This is a genomic window from Neobacillus jeddahensis (assembly GCF_000612625.1).
Lineage (GTDB): Bacteria > Bacillota > Bacilli > Bacillales > Cytobacillaceae > Neobacillus > Neobacillus jeddahensis.
The window spans coordinates 46,571-61,251 of the sequence record NZ_CCAS010000023.1; the positions used below are offsets into that span (position 1 = coordinate 46,571).

A 14,681-nucleotide genomic window follows, 5' to 3' on the forward strand; every position below is an offset into this window, starting at 1 on the left:
CTGGAGGGGTATAATGGCATCTCGATTTAAAATGAATTGGTTGATTGATGAAAGAAAGGCTGGCATGCTGTTAAAGGATTTTTTAAAAATTGAAGACATTTCACGGACCGCATTAACGGATATAAAATTTAAAGGCGGAAATATTTTTGTTAATGATGTGGAAGTAAATGTTAGATATAAGTTAATGGTGGGTGATAAGTTAACGGTAATCTTTCCGCCTGAGATTCCCAGTGAAGGAATGAAGGGGGAAGATATCCCGTTAACGATTGTATATGAAGATGAATTTTTACTTGTTGTCAACAAACCTGCAGGTATGAACACGATTCCGTCTCGTGAACACCCTTTTGGGAGTCTAGCCAATGCACTCATAGGGTATTATCAGCGGAGGCTTCTTCAGGCAACCACTCACATTGTTACCCGACTTGATCGTGATACTTCAGGGCTTGTGTTAATTGCTAAACATCGCCATGTCCATCATTTGTTTAGTAAAATGCAACAAAATGGTCAGGTTAAGAGGACCTATGCTGCATTGACTAGTGGGTCTGTTGAAGCAAATAGCGGGACAATCGTTGCACCAATAGGTCGGAAAGTTACCAGTATCATTGAGAGAGAGGTTCGTGAGGATGGTCAATATGCCTGTACCCATTATCAAGTAATCAGGAGGCACCGTCATTTTTCCCAGATTGAACTGCGGCTTGAGACGGGGAGAACGCATCAAATTAGAGTCCATATGTCATATATTGGCCATTCCCTCTTAGGTGATGATTTATATGGGGGAGATACTGCTTACATAAAAAGGCAGGCACTTCATTGTAAAAAGATCACATTCACACATCCCCTCTTGGGAAAGGAAATGACCTTTACGGCACCATTTCCTCAGGATATACAAGATACGATCGAGGCTGATCCTTATTTATAGGGTCAACCTCCTTTTTTTACGGCCGTTAAGACTCCTTCTTCCGAAGTCAGTCAAATTGTTTAAATTTCTCTGCAAAATATGGCATAGTAGAAGGAACTGAAACGATTTCCATTTCAGGGTACCTTAATGCTGTAAGCTTTCCTCCAAAAACTGCACCGGTATCGATGTTATAGGTATTGTTCAGGATTCTAGGCTCTTTAACAGGAGTATGCCCGTAAACAATCCAGGCATCACCATTATATGTTTTCGCCCAATCAAGTCTCACGGGTGTCCCGTCCGGATTCTTTTTTCCAGTGATATCACCGTACAGAACAAATTCTTTAACCTTTCCATGTGACTTGCCAATGAATTCTTGTTTAATCCCTGCATGGGCTATAATAAGCTTCTCACTATCTAATACTAAGTAGAGTGGTGCCTTTTCATAAAGCTCGATAAATTTTTTGCGAATGGAATCCTGCTCTTTATTATATAATGATTCATATTCTGCGACAGTCGTTTCCAGGCCGTGTGTAACTTGAACTTTGTTTCCTAGAAAGTACCGATATAACTTATTACAATGGTTTCCGGGAGTGTAATATGCCTGTTTATGATTGATTACAAGCTGCCATACCGTCTCTATTACTTGTAATGAGGCTGGCCCCCGATCGGTTAAGTCACCTACGAAACCAAGAGCTCTGTGATCCGGATGAGATGGAAATCCGCTCTCCCAACTATAGCCAAGCCTTAACGTGAGATCTTTGAATTCGGTAAAACATCCATGGATATCACCGATAATATCTATTTTCATAGAAGTGCACCTCCTGATTGTCTGGTTATTTTCTGTGGAATCCCTTGTTTTTATCAAAAAATCCTTATTATGAGAGGTGGTACAAAAATGGAACAGCATGTATCCGTTATTTCTTTGCTGGTTGTGGTTACAATGGCATTTCTAACTCCGATTATTCTTCATCGGTTTAAATTGAATGTTATCCCTGTTGTCGTTGCGGAAATTATTATGGGATTAATCATAGGGAAAAGTGGCTTTGATGTCGTTCATCAAGATGTTTGGCTCTCTACATTGTCGACACTTGGATTTATTTTTTTAATGTTTTTAAGTGGACTTGAAATAGATTTTACTGCGTTTGCAGGAAGTAAAAAGCGAGAAATTCTCCCAAATGGAAAGAAAGAGCCACATACTTTTGCAGTAGCTTCACTCATCTTTGCCGGAATATTTATTTTTTCTTTGATCCTATCGTATTTCTTTGTCTTAGCGGGTTTTATTGATAATGCCTTTTTAATGACATTGATTATATCGACCATATCACTAGGTGTAGTAGTGCCAACCCTAAAGGAAGCTCATTTGATGAAAACGGTCATTGGCCAAATCATCCTACTAGTTGCTGTAATCGCTGATTTAGTGACGATGATTTTATTAGCCGTTTTTGTGTCTTTATATGAAGTGGGGCATGGCAATACATGGTTACTTTTGATTCTGTTCGCGGCGGGTATTCTTCTTTATTTTATTGGTAAAAGATTTAAGAATCGATCCTTTATTGAAAGCTTGTCGACGGGAACAGTACAAATCGGAACAAGAGCTGTTTTCACACTTATTATTGTATTAGTGGGGCTGTCTGAAACAGTCGGTGCTGAAAATATCCTTGGTGCATTTCTTGCGGGGGTGCTTGTTTCGTTATTATCACCAAATCAGGAGCTTGTACATAAGCTTGATTCCTTTGGTTATGGCTTTTTAATCCCGATTTTTTTCGTGATGATTGGTGTTAATCTTGATGTGTGGTCGCTTTTTAGCGATAGGAAGCTTCTCCTATTAATCCCACTCTTATTGTTGGGACTACTGCTATCTAAACTAATTCCGGTCTACCTTTTGAAAGTTTGGTATGATGCAAAAACGGTTATTTCGTCAGGCTTTTTACTAACGTCAACTTTGTCTTTAGTGATTGCTGCAGCAACGATTGGCGAACGAATGGAAGTCATAACTCCACAGATGAGTGGTACTTTAATATTGGTTGCTGTGATTACGTCCATTTTTACACCAGTCGTTTTTAAGAAGCTGTTTCCGAAAGAAGTGGCAGCTGGCAAAAAGATTCGTGTGGCTTTTATTGGTGCCAATCAGGTCACACTCTCGCTATCCATGGAGTTAAAGTCAAGTCTTTATGAATCGATTCTTTATCATACCAAAATGGATAAATCCGAAAAACAAATTGCTAATTCGTTATTCGATATTGTTGAAATTCCCGATTATTCCGCTGAAACGATTGCAGATATTAACGTTTATCAAGCGGATATTGTGGTACTCTCGACAGGTGATGAAAATGTAAATGCCACCTTGTCTTTAGCAGCTAAAGACAATAAAGTTCAAAGGGTGATTGCCCGAATTGAGAATCCTGATTTAGAACAAAAATTGCGAGAGCATGATATTGAAGTTTTTTCTTCATTGATGTCTACAAAGGCGTTGCTTCGGGCATTAATTGAATCACCAGCCGTGATCAACATTTTAACAAATCAAGATGCAGGGCTTTATCAAATAGTCATGGAGAACATGCAGTTTGACGGGATGTCCTTACGACGCTTTCCGTTTACCGGTGATATCATTTTTGTGCGAATCTTTAGGGGGAAGGATTCCATCGTTCCGCACGGAGACACAGAATTACAAATGCATGACCGACTAATTGTAACTGGCTCGAAGGAATATGTAGACGAACTAAAAAGAGAATTAGAATTTTGTGAAACATGTTAACAGCTATAAATGTTTGCATTAGAAATACTATCTTTTCATTTATGGCGATTTAGTGTAAACTTAGTACCAAGTACTAATAACTTGTATTTATAGTAGGAGGACCAATCAAAATGAATCTTTCTTTATCGGGAAAAACATATGTGGTAATGGGTGTAGCAAATAAACGTAGTATTGCATGGGGGATTGCTCGTTCATTGCATCAGGCAGGAGCGAGATTAATTTTTACGTACGCTGGCGAGAGAATTGAAAGCAGTGTTCGAGATTTAGCCAATTCTTTAGAGGCTGAAGGCACTTTAGTACTTCCATGTGATGTAACGAGTGATGAGGCAATTGAAAAGTGCTTCGGTGAAATTAAAGAGGCCGTTGGCACGATTCATGGGTTGGCACATTGTATCGCATTTGCAAAAACAGAAGATTTAAAAGGTGATTATTCGAATACAACTAGGGATGGTTTTTTGCTAGCACATAATATTAGCTCGTTTTCATTAACAGCAGTTGCAAAGGCAGCTCGAGACTTAATGACTGAGGGTGGCAGCATTGTGACATTAACGTATTTGGGCGGCGAGCGTGCGATTCAAAACTATAATGTGATGGGAGTTGCGAAAGCATCTTTAGATGCAAGCGTTCGTTATTTAGCAGCAGATCTTGGAAAACACGGTATTCGTGTGAATTCCATTTCTGCTGGTCCGATCCGTACCTTATCAGCGAAAGCAATTGGTGAATTTAACTCTATTCTAAGTGAGATTGAAGAGAAGGCACCATTACGTCGAACAACGACTCCTGAGGAAGTTGGCGACACGGCTATATTCCTGTTCAGTGATCTCTCCAGAGGAATTACCGGTGAAAACATTCATGTTGATTCTGGATACCATATTCTTTAATAAGAATAACCTCAGATAAACCGTATATGTATTTTAAAATTGTTCTCAAAGTGAATATCTAATATTAAAAAAGTCTGCTGAGCAGGCTTTTTTAATTGTGTTCCAGATATTAGGGGAACGAGTATAGGCATTTTGCATACATATAAAGTGTATGAATACCTATCTAGGAGGTGCAGTATTGTCGACAAAGAAGAGTCAAGGACCCCTTCTCTATATCCACCAGCCTTTTTCCAAGAATCCAACAAATAACAACATGCAGGAAGTATTTACAAATAAACAAAATCAGGAATTTGTTAAGGAGGAAATACCGGTAGAGAAGGAGGCAAGGAAGAAGCTCTCTCTGGTAAAAAAAGACATCGAACAAGGGACGGAAGTCAAATCAGAGGATGCTTCCATTCAATCAGTTGCCAATAACAAGGAAAAATTACATCGGGCCTCATTTAATCGAGTGAAGTCTTTTAAAGAAATGGACTTACTGGAGCGACTAGACTATCTAATTAACTTTCCAAAAGTACTTCCCCCTGTTCCATGCGTCTTTTATACTACTGAAAATAATTATCAAGGATACCTAACAGAGTACACTCCCCAACAAGTCACCATTCAATCGAAAGACAATACTACGAGAACCATTCCATTTGAGGAATTAAAGAATATCATTATGATCGGGATAAAGAAATAACTGCATAAAAAAGCCAGCCGATTGACGACTGGCTCATTTCATCCAATAAAGGAAGCAAAAGCTTTCACATTTTTAGTTGCAAATTCCTAGGTTTACATCGGCGATACATTGGACTGCACAGAAGCAGCTTAAGTCAACTGTAATGCAATCTCTGCTGGCGCGGAATCTGTCGACCTTGCAAACCTTTTTAAGATCGATGCAGCATTTGTCTCCGCTTGATACGAGGTTAGTTGGTGAAAAGTGACCATCGCTATCACGATGTCCTGGTACTAACACACGAAGCGTTGCACAGCAATTGTCAAATACTTCTTCGACGCGGAAGAAGATCGAAACACAAGCATCGCATTCGTCTGTTAAGAATGCATGAAATGGTGTTCCATCAGCCGTACTAAGAACAAATACACGAGTATCGACAGGTTCCCTTCTAGCTGGTGATACCATTGTCCCAAGTGGCTCGCTAAAACAACTAGTACACTCTGCACATTCTTCTTCTACTGCATTATCTTGGATATCTTTTATAGCTCGAACTACTTCACACACGCAGTTTTCACTGCTTAAATTGTTTTGATTGTTACCACAACCCATTTTTTTTCCTCCTTATTCCGTGATATATCTTACATTACTAACATATTTCACAGAGCGCTTTTGGGTTACGGACAATGGCCTTGTTTGTCAAAATTAGGCGTGTGACGGCTCAAATTGTATAGAAAGGATCTACATCCATGGAAATTACTTTTTTAAACCTGCTCATTTTATCACTTGCGAGTTTTAGGCTGACAAGATTATTGGTCTTTGATAAAATTTTTGAGTTTATTCGCTTTCCTTTCTATGATGAGGTAAATGAGGAAAATGAGGAGGGGGAAATAGAGACTTATTATCTACCAAAGAAAACAGGGTTTAAAAAATTTATGGGTGAACTCCTTAGCTGTTATTGGTGTACAGGTATATGGGCTACAATCCTTATTGTAGTAATCTCTTATATATACCCAGCTTTTTCCACGCCTATCATCCTAATCCTAGCGATTGCAGGTCTAGCCGCCATCATCGAATTAATTGTGCAATTTTTTCTCGGCCGATAAGAAAGCATAACTTTCCTATCAGGCATAAGTGCAACTACGCCTCTGTCTTCGCCCTTTTGAGCTCGCCAATCGGCGATTTTTCTTTAAAAAATAATTAACTTGCTGAGACAAGACTCGATGTTGACACATATTCTAACTACTAGATACAGATTATCCAAAAGGAGAGAGACGATGAATACCAAAAAGAAAAGCAAGGCATCAACACAAGCCTATCAAACGTCAACCAAAAAAAAGAAAAAAGGCTGTGGATGCGGTAAAAGGACATCCAAATAATGGGGAAAACTGCTGGGAGCTCTGGCAGTTTTTTATATTTTACGGAAATTTACATTCTTAGTCATAATTTTTTACTTTAACGAAAAAACTAAGTAGTAGCTGAAACGTCAAAAATGAAACAAGGAAAGGGAAGCAAATGATTAATATATATCGATGGTTAATAGGGACATGTTTACTATTACTGGCAGCTTGTAATCATAATCAACCGGTCAAGGATAGCTCCTTGGCCCTAATGAAAACAACGAATCCTTCCCCCATCATGACGAATCAAAAAAAAGACAGTGATGGGGTAGAGGAAATTAGAAAGGAAGTTAGCTCGCTACCAGAAATTTATGATGTGGCCGTCGTAAAAGGGAAACAGGATACCCTAGTTGTCTATAAAGTGAAGCATTTACATCGTTTTAAAATGAAAAAAATTGAAAAACAAGTAAATAAGATGTTGGAAGCGAAACATCCTAAAGAAAACTTCACAGTTTCTAGTGATTATAAAATTTTTCTAGAATCGGTAAGATTAAATGAGCATATAAAGTCATCAAAGTTTTCGCAACAAAAGGCGGAAAACCGCTTCAAGGAAATAGTTAAAATGACGGAAGATTTGAAGTAAGAAAGGGCGATCAAGATGGCGAGCAAGCAAAAAAATATGACCCCTCAGCAGCAGAATTACCAAACACTTCAGCAAAAACATGAGTTAAAAAGGCCTGTGCTGAAAAACTGTATAAAAGCTTTTTTTGTTGGTGGGCTTATATGTATGATTGGCCAAGCCGTCAGTTATTTTTACATATACTTTTTTAATTTTACGGAACAGAGTGTGGGAAATCCTACTGTGGCAACAATGGTGTTTTTTTCAATGATATTAACAGGATTTGGCGTATATGATCGACTTGGGCAATTTGCTGGAGCAGGAAGTGCTGTACCCGTTACTGGATTCGGAAATGCTGTCATTTCTGCAGCCATTGAACACCGTACCGAAGGGTTTGTACTTGGTGTTGGCGGGAATATGTTTAAGCTTGCCGGTTCAGTAATCTTATTCGGTGTTTTTTCTGCTTTTGTTGTGGCCTTAATTAAAACGTTACTCGTGATGTGGGGGGTTTTGTAATTGCTAAAGGGACATCAATCGTGGGTATTCGAAAATCGGCCAATGATTACAGCAACAGGGGTCACAGGTGGTCCATTTGAAGCTAATGGAAGATTAGCCAATGATTTTGATCTATTATATGAAGACCTCTGGATGGGAAAAGAATCATATGAAAAGGCTCACCGTTTGTTGCTTGAAGATGCGATTAAGGTGACGTTGCAAAAAGGGAACATTCAGAAAGAACAAGTGCAATTTTTATTCGCCGGTGACTTGATTAATCAAATAACTCCCACTAGCTTTGCAGCAAGGACCATGCAAATTCCTTACTTTGGGCTTTTTGGTGCTTGCTCTACCTCGATGGAAGGTTTGGCGCTATCCTCGTTTGTCGTTAATTACCAAGGGGCGAAATACGTGTTGACAGGTGCCTCCAGTCACAATGCTGCGGTAGAGAAGCAATTCCGCTATCCAACAGAATATGGTGGTCAGAAGCCGCCAACTGCACAATGGACCATTACAGGGGCAGGGATAGCCCTCGTAGAGCCAAATGATCCCGAAAAGGAAAACCCGGTGACCACCTCTGCTACTATCGGAAAAGTCATTGATATGGGCTTAACTGATCCGTTTAATATGGGGGGGGCGATGGCACCGGCAGCGGCTGACACCATTATTGCTCATTTTCGTGATATGCAATTGGAGCCTTCTTATTATGATTTAATTGTAACAGGTGATTTAGGAAGAGTGGGGCATGATACCGCATTCGAATTACTTAATAAAAGTGGATTAAACTTAGAACGAAAGCAATTTCAGGATTGTGGTTTGTTGATGTATAAAGAGGATCAACCGGTTCAAGCAGGGGGAAGTGGGGCCGGTTGTTCGGCTACTGTTTTATATGGTCATCTCTTAAATGAGATGAAAAAGGGTACCTACAAACGAATGCTAGTGGTGGCGACTGGGGCCTTACTGTCTCCGCTTAGCTTTCAGCAAAACGAATCGATTCCATGTATAGCCCATGCAGTTGCAATTGAGATGAATGGAGAAAAGGGGTGAGGCAATGCTGGCCATGTTTTTTTGGGCATTTGTGATCGGTGGATTAATCTGTGTGATTGGTCAGTTATTATTTGATGTAGCGAAACTTACACCAGGACATACACTAAGCTTGCTTGTCGTGATTGGAGCTGTAATGGATGGATTCGGCCTATATGAGCCATTGGTTGATTTTGCTGGAGCTGGAGCCACCATACCGATTACAAGCTTTGGAAACTCCCTCGTTCATGGGGCACTTCAGGATGCGAAGGCACATGGAATCATTGGTGTATTAACAGGCATGTTCCAAGTGACAAGTTCTGGTATTTCTGCTGCGATTGTTTTTGGATTTATTGGGGCCCTCATTTTCAAGCCTAAAGGATAAAATACACATTTTATTATTCAATGCTACGATTAGCTGTCATGCCCAGTACACTTGCTTAAGTAATATCATATGTTATTAATGAGATTACTTAAGTGAGGTGACAGTCTATGTGCTTTGGATACGGCGGCTACGGCTACGGTGGTGGATACGGCGGCGGTTCAACTTTTGTATTAATCGTTGTTCTATTCATTCTTTTAATCATTGTCGGTGCAAGCTTTTATTAATAAATAATAAGCTTGTTTCGATGGAAGGGTTGGCCCAAAAATGTGGCCAGCCCTTTCTTCACCTTTTTTTCACACTTTCACCCTCCCTTCATAGAATAAAGTAGTTTATGAAGGAGCGTGAATTTTGATTATGGATAATGGATTTTTTAAAAATATAGAAAAGAAAACGGGCGTCAATATGAAGGATATCTTTGATTTAGCCAATTCCCTACAAAATGCTAATTTTAAAGATGAGAAAACAGTTCGTAATGTAATTAGAAGGGTTTCACAAATTGCCAATAAACCAGTTAATAAAGAAATGGAAGATCAAATTGTTAAATCTATCGTTAACGATGGGAAGCAACTAGACTTCAATACGATTGCCCAAATGATGAATAAAAAATAACGCTGTTCGATAACTCAAGGTGGATTCATCCACTAAGTGTGATCGATACAACCTATACTTCAGGATAGAAGAGAAGACCCCTCCTACATTATGGAGTGGTCTTCTTCTTTTTCATTATAGGGGTTAAAAATCTTGAACGGTTGGCCTTTTTCCCTCTTCTATTCTTGAGAACGGAGATGAACAACTGTTCCTTGGCACGGGTCATTGCAACGTAAAATAATCTCCGTTCTTCCTCAATAGCGGCAAAGTCACCATTTCGATAAGCATCGAGCGCAAAGTCATGCGGCAAGCTGCCATCAACGGCGCTAATGATATAAACGGTTTTGTACTCAAGACCTTTAGATCTGTGGATGGTGCTAAGACTGATAACGTCAGTAAAATGCTTACTTAGATTCTTTATTTCTTTGTTCATTGCAGACATATGCTCAGCATGGGCCAACAGTGCCTCGATGGTATCAAAGCTCTTAGCTGCTACTTTAAGATCCTTTAGATCGTCTGAACCCTTTTCGAGCTTATTCGATTCATTACCGCGTTTTTTGAGAAAATCAAGGAAACCAATATCTTTTTCAATTTTCTCAATGGCTATCAATGGGGTCAAGTGCTTTAGACCACGTATGAGCGTAGCGGCTTTTTTAAGTTTTTTTTCTTGAAAGGCATGAGCTGTTTTCAAGTGGGAAAGGGCCTCAAGAAAACTGCAATCCTTCAGGATGCTTTGTGCCTTTAGTTCTTGAAGGACCGTTTGTTTTAAAAATAATAATGGTAAGATATCAGCTAGTGCTTGTGGATCATCCTCATTTAAGCTTACCTTTAAAAACGAGAGGGCACTTCTAACAATATAGCGATCATAAAAGGACTCTGCATCCATATCAATTTTGAATGGCAAGTTTGAACTGGCTAAACGCTCAAAGACGGCGCGGGAACCAGCATTAGTCCGATAAAGAATCGCAAAGTCGGCAGGGTTCGCCCCCTTGGAGATTCGCTCTTGTATATCCGTAACAATCATCGTTGCTTCTTCTTCTTCATCATAAGGGAAAAATAATTGCGGCATCGATCCTAACGAAAATTGTGCTTTCATCTTCTTGGCTCTTCTTACTTTGTTTGCTGCGATCAATTGATTGGCAGCTGTGACAATTTCATGGGAGGAACGATAATTTTGGTCAAGGGTAATTTGCTTTGCGTAAGGAAAATCCTTTTCAAAGTCTAGTAAATAACTAGGGTCACTTCCCCTGAACGAATAAATCGCCTGATCATCATCACCGACAGCACATACATTTTTATATTTTCCTGAAAGCAATTTAATGAGCTCATATTGGACCTTGTTAATATCCTGAAACTCATCAATTAAAAAATAATGGAATCGGTTTTGGTATTGTTCAAGCAGACTAGGAGCGGAACACAAAAGCTGATAGCAGCCAATCAGCATATCATCAAAATCAAACAGTCCTTCCTGTTGCTTGTGTTCCTCATATCGCTGGTACAAGTAGACTGCTTTTTCTTCCCACTCTGATAGGGGTATTACTTGATTAGGAAACAAAAGTGAGTTCTTCCAAAAGCCGATCTGTTGGAGAGCTAAATCATAAGCAAATTCTTTCTCAGATAAGTTTAGCTCCTTACCTGCTTCTTTGAGAATTCTTTCGCGCTGCCATTCTTTTTTTAATAGTTTGTGAGATGACCAATTTGCGGCATCATGGAACATCAAAATACGATAGAAAATACTATGAAATGTCCCAGTCACGAGTTGATTGACTTTTTCCCGTTTCATTTGTGGATAGGAGAGTAAACGGTTCTTCATTTCAGTGGCTGCTTTTGAAGTGAAGGTTACGAGCATGATTGCACTTGGTTCAACCTCTTTTACATTTAACATATAGGCTGTCCGTGCAGTTAAGACCCTTGTTTTTCCACTACCTGCACCGGAAAGAACTAATAACGAGCCCTCAGTTTCTAGTACGGCTTTCGCCTGACTTTCATCTAGAATAACCCCATTTTCCGCCAGATTGAGTAGATACGGAGGAAGTTCTTGATCCATTCCACCGTTTGTCTTTTTATAAGGGAATGTGTTTTCTATGTCGATTGCCGGGAGAAAGGGATCTACACTTTTAGGGGTGTCTGTAATCATCCTAGCTTGAGGCATTTTAAAGCCGTTCCGTTCGATAAAGTGTTCGGAATCATCAATTTGAGCTACCGAAGGAGTCGGCTCCAAACATTGTTTTTCAGGTGAGTGTGTATGGAAAAAATATGGGGTGTTTTGAATTCCAAGATACAAACGGACCTTCTCCTGACAGGAGGGGCAGTGTAACAAACTATTTTTACCTGCAAGAAATATTTTTTGATATTGATCACGATCTAGTTGATCGAGTCTAATATGTTGATTTTGATAAATAGCAGTTTTCATCGATTTAAACCTCTATTTCTATAAGTCAGACATGTACTATCATATCAAAACCAATTCATAACGGAAAGTGTTTGCTTATTTATCCAAAAATATAAAAAAACACCTGCCGTTTGTATTCGGCAAGTGCTTTTAGGGATTATACTTCTTTTAACATCGTTTTATGGGGGATGCCAGCATCTAGAAATTCTTCGGAAACCACTTCATAACCAAGACTGCTATAGAAGGGGATGGCATGGGTTTGCGCGTTTAGTTTTAATTTGTGCAAGCCTTGTGTTTGGGCGTAATGTTCGATTGCCTCCATCATGGCCTTTCCTGCACCAAGTTTCCTAGCTTCTTTTAACACACAGATCCGTTCTACTTTTCCATAGCCATCAACAACACGGAACCTGCCAGCAGCAACCGCTTTTTTTATCTCATCCTGATACATGACAAAATGTGTGGCTTCCTCTTCGAATTGATCGATTTCCTCTTCCAAAGGGACATTTTGTTCTTCAACAAAAACAATCTTCCTAACTGTGTAGGCATCTTCACGTTCTTTTTCATTTTCAACTACTTTTACTGGCACGATAAATTATTCCTTTCCAAGTCGAAATGTTTCATAAACGGTCCATGAACCGTTTTCCAATTGATAAAGTAAATGGAAGCGATCAATCGTTTCCTCATGGTCGACCCTAGTCATCCGAAGAGAGCCAAAGACATCAGAGTGCTCATCATTTGACAGTTTTTGAGCGATAGTAATATGGGGAACAAAGGCATATTCTATGTTTTGTTCGCTAAACTCATGGTTTATTTCAGCATGCAAGCTAGCAAGCGCTTCCGTTGGATCTATTTTAAAATAGATGACATTATTTACGGGTTGGAATGAACTAATTTTGGAAGTTTTTAATGAGAACGGACTTGTGTTACTTGCAATTTCTCGTAATTTATCAGCAAAATCCTTTGCAGCCTCTTCTGTTGCCTCAAAGGCATTCTTTAAAGTTAAGTGTGGAGGAATTAAGGCATAATGCGGATCATAGCGTTTTCGATACGAATTGACTAAGTCTTGGAGCTTTTTTGATGGAAACATAACAACACCAAATTTCATACGGTACCCTCCATATAAATGAATTTATTTTTTTAAAAAAATAATACTCAACACCGCTTATATTCTATTATAACAAATTTTCAAAATACATAAAATAAATAACCATCTTGTCCAGAAAACTAGTGACAAGGGGAGGGCGACTAAAAGAACATTTTAAGGGCTCGTCTTAAGTCAGGCTGCCAGTAGGTCCAAGTATGATTTCCGTTAAATTCTTCATAAAAATAGGGAAAAGATTTTTCTGCAATCATTTTGGCCAACTGTTGATTTGGTTGAAGAAAATCACTGATTTTCCCGTCTGTTGTCGGAACAGCTGTCTCATCTGTACCAACGACATGGTAGACTTCAACTAGATGATCTTCTGTAAAGTTCTTAACCATATGTAATACTTTTTCATTCACAAAAGGAGATTGAAGTAATACTTTTCCAAATGTGTGTGGATATTGCAGGGCAGTCATGAAAGAGACAGTGGCCCCAAGTGAGTCACCAATCAGTGCCCTGGTGGAACCCATTTGATAGGTTGGGAATTCTTTATCAAGAAAAGGCACTAATTCATGTGCTAGGAAGCGGATATATTGTTGGTTTTGGTCACCATCCGGGTGATACTTTCGCCGGCGGTCGTCTACAGCTTTATAAGGGATCCCAACAATGATAACATTTTCAATCTTTCTTTGATAAAGGTATTCGTCTGCTAACCGTCCAATTCTACCTAGCTGGAAGTAATCTCGGCCATCTTGAGCGATCAGCAGGGAGTATTTGTAAAGAGGTGAGAAGTTTGCAGGTAAATAGATCAATAGCTGCAGTTCTTCTCCAAGCTCTTTACTGTGAAAGGTATGTTCTGCGATTGTGCCTTTTGGAAATTCCATACGATATTCCCCCCATGATTCGATCGGTACAACAGCATTTTACCATAACTAAAGAGTAAATACTTTTAGAAGGGGAAGTGATTTATGATGATGGGTAGTAGAATTGGGATTAGTGAAGGTAGCGGCTTTTTGTAGGGGTTCCAGGTAAGATGGAAAGTATGTTTTCCCGTTTAAATGTACGCATCTGTTTTCGGGTAAAGCAATAAGCGCGAATGTAGTCATCAGTAACTTCCTTGACAATCAGTTTGCGCTGTGAGAGCTCATGGTTTTCAGCAAGATAAATCATTTCTAATGGCAGATTTTCTTCAATCGAACGAATCAATAACCCATCCAATATGAACACTCCTTTCATCTTTATATACTAAAGTATAGCCGAACATTCGTTCTTTATTCAATAATCTTAGAACATTCGTTCTTTTTTTGTGCAAAATATTTTGGAAGAAAGTTATCTATTGACTTTTTGTGTTTTTTAACTATAATTAATATTGTACCTTAATACGAGATCTGTTAGCTCAGCTGGGAGAGCGCAACCTTGACAGGGTTGAGGTCGGGGGTTCGAACCCCTCACAGGTCATACAATTAGAAAAGCTAAAAACCTTTATTTATCGGGTTTTTAGCTTTTTTTGTAAGCTAGAAGCCTTGAAAAAGTTTTTTCTTATAATATAAGAATTTATAAGTTTTGACC

The 14,681-nt window shown here is 39.1% G+C and carries 18 protein-coding genes and 1 tRNA gene; 12 read left to right on the forward strand and 7 right to left on the reverse strand.

Annotation, left to right across the window (positions count from 1 at the left end; all coding sequences use genetic code 11):
• The first annotated feature begins 13 nt into the window (after positions 1-13).
• Positions 14-919: an RluA family pseudouridine synthase gene (locus TY15_RS12050; RefSeq protein ID WP_040204556.1), complete on the forward strand. Its 906-nt coding sequence runs from the start codon at positions 14-16 to the stop codon at positions 917-919.
• A 46-nt stretch (positions 920-965) separates the two neighbouring features.
• Here TY15_RS12050 and prpE read toward each other — a convergent pair whose 3' ends face one another.
• Complete coding sequence (gene prpE, locus TY15_RS12055) at positions 966-1,706, reverse strand: bis(5'-nucleosyl)-tetraphosphatase PrpE (RefSeq protein ID WP_040204557.1); 741 nt, start codon at positions 1,704-1,706, stop codon at positions 966-968.
• A gap of 87 nt (positions 1,707-1,793) precedes the next feature.
• Here prpE and TY15_RS12060 point away from each other — a divergent pair, with 87 nt between their 5' ends.
• From TY15_RS12060 to TY15_RS12070, 3 genes are all read left to right on the forward strand, one after another.
• Positions 1,794-3,653 carry a monovalent cation:proton antiporter family protein gene (locus TY15_RS12060; protein WP_040204558.1) on the forward strand — a complete coding sequence of 620 codons (1,860 nt, stop codon included), beginning with the start codon at positions 1,794-1,796 and terminating at the stop codon, positions 3,651-3,653.
• 110 nt (positions 3,654-3,763) lie between these two features.
• On the forward strand, positions 3,764-4,534 hold the full coding sequence (gene fabI / locus TY15_RS12065) for an enoyl-ACP reductase FabI (protein WP_040204559.1): 771 nt from the start codon (positions 3,764-3,766) through the stop codon (positions 4,532-4,534).
• 178 nt (positions 4,535-4,712) lie between these two features.
• Positions 4,713-5,213 carry a CotO family spore coat protein gene (locus tag TY15_RS12070; protein WP_040204560.1) on the forward strand — a complete coding sequence of 167 codons (501 nt, stop codon included), beginning with the start codon at positions 4,713-4,715 and terminating at the stop codon, positions 5,211-5,213.
• Positions 5,214-5,285: 72 nt separating this feature from the next.
• On the opposite strand, the gene TY15_RS12075 is transcribed toward TY15_RS12070, so the two are convergent.
• Positions 5,286-5,798 carry a CotY/CotZ family spore coat protein gene (locus TY15_RS12075; RefSeq protein WP_040204561.1) on the reverse strand — a complete coding sequence of 171 codons (513 nt, stop codon included), beginning with the start codon at positions 5,796-5,798 and terminating at the stop codon, positions 5,286-5,288.
• Between the two features lie 137 nt (positions 5,799-5,935).
• Between TY15_RS12075 and TY15_RS12080 the strand changes: the two genes are divergently transcribed.
• From TY15_RS12080 to spoVIF, 7 genes are all read left to right on the forward strand, one after another.
• Entirely contained in the window at positions 5,936-6,292 is a 357-nt protein-coding gene (locus TY15_RS12080) for a DUF1360 domain-containing protein (RefSeq protein WP_040204562.1), read from the forward strand.
• A 409-nt stretch (positions 6,293-6,701) separates the two neighbouring features.
• Positions 6,702-7,169, forward strand: coding sequence for a YhcN/YlaJ family sporulation lipoprotein (locus TY15_RS12085; RefSeq protein WP_040204564.1), 468 nt, complete (start codon positions 6,702-6,704; stop codon positions 7,167-7,169).
• 15 nt (positions 7,170-7,184) lie between these two features.
• Positions 7,185-7,661, forward strand: coding sequence for a stage V sporulation protein AC (gene spoVAC, locus TY15_RS12090; protein WP_040204565.1), 477 nt, complete (start codon positions 7,185-7,187; stop codon positions 7,659-7,661).
• Entirely contained in the window at positions 7,662-8,687 is a 1,026-nt protein-coding gene (spoVAD, locus tag TY15_RS12095; RefSeq protein WP_040204567.1) for a stage V sporulation protein AD, read from the forward strand. It begins immediately after the preceding gene.
• Between the two features lie 4 nt (positions 8,688-8,691).
• Positions 8,692-9,048, forward strand: coding sequence for a stage V sporulation protein AE (spoVAE, locus tag TY15_RS12100; protein WP_040204568.1), 357 nt, complete (start codon positions 8,692-8,694; stop codon positions 9,046-9,048).
• A gap of 107 nt (positions 9,049-9,155) precedes the next feature.
• Positions 9,156-9,272 (forward strand): YjcZ family sporulation protein, encoded by a 117-nt coding sequence (locus TY15_RS23655; RefSeq protein WP_074432806.1) that lies wholly within the window; start codon positions 9,156-9,158, stop codon positions 9,270-9,272.
• A gap of 130 nt (positions 9,273-9,402) precedes the next feature.
• Positions 9,403-9,657: a sporulation-specific transcription regulator SpoVIF gene (gene spoVIF / locus TY15_RS12105; RefSeq protein WP_040204595.1), complete on the forward strand. Its 255-nt coding sequence runs from the start codon at positions 9,403-9,405 to the stop codon at positions 9,655-9,657.
• Positions 9,658-9,745: 88 nt separating this feature from the next.
• On the opposite strand, the gene TY15_RS12110 is transcribed toward spoVIF, so the two are convergent.
• From TY15_RS12110 to TY15_RS12130, 5 genes are all read right to left on the reverse strand, one after another.
• Positions 9,746-12,049: a UvrD-helicase domain-containing protein gene (locus tag TY15_RS12110; RefSeq protein WP_040204569.1), complete on the reverse strand. Its 2,304-nt coding sequence runs from the start codon at positions 12,047-12,049 to the stop codon at positions 9,746-9,748.
• A gap of 136 nt (positions 12,050-12,185) precedes the next feature.
• Positions 12,186-12,614, reverse strand: coding sequence for a GNAT family N-acetyltransferase (locus TY15_RS12115; protein WP_040204570.1), 429 nt, complete (start codon positions 12,612-12,614; stop codon positions 12,186-12,188).
• Positions 12,615-12,620: 6 nt separating this feature from the next.
• Positions 12,621-13,133 (reverse strand): YjcG family protein, encoded by a 513-nt coding sequence (locus tag TY15_RS12120; RefSeq protein WP_040204571.1) that lies wholly within the window; start codon positions 13,131-13,133, stop codon positions 12,621-12,623.
• Positions 13,134-13,273: 140 nt separating this feature from the next.
• Complete coding sequence (locus TY15_RS12125) at positions 13,274-13,996, reverse strand: alpha/beta hydrolase (RefSeq protein ID WP_040204572.1); 723 nt, start codon at positions 13,994-13,996, stop codon at positions 13,274-13,276.
• Between the two features lie 109 nt (positions 13,997-14,105).
• Entirely contained in the window at positions 14,106-14,330 is a 225-nt protein-coding gene (locus TY15_RS12130) for a hypothetical protein (protein ID WP_040204573.1), read from the reverse strand.
• 167 nt (positions 14,331-14,497) lie between these two features.
• Here TY15_RS12130 and TY15_RS12135 point away from each other — a divergent pair.
• Positions 14,498-14,570, forward strand: a tRNA-Val gene (locus TY15_RS12135).
• The last annotated feature ends 111 nt before the right edge of the window (positions 14,571-14,681 follow it).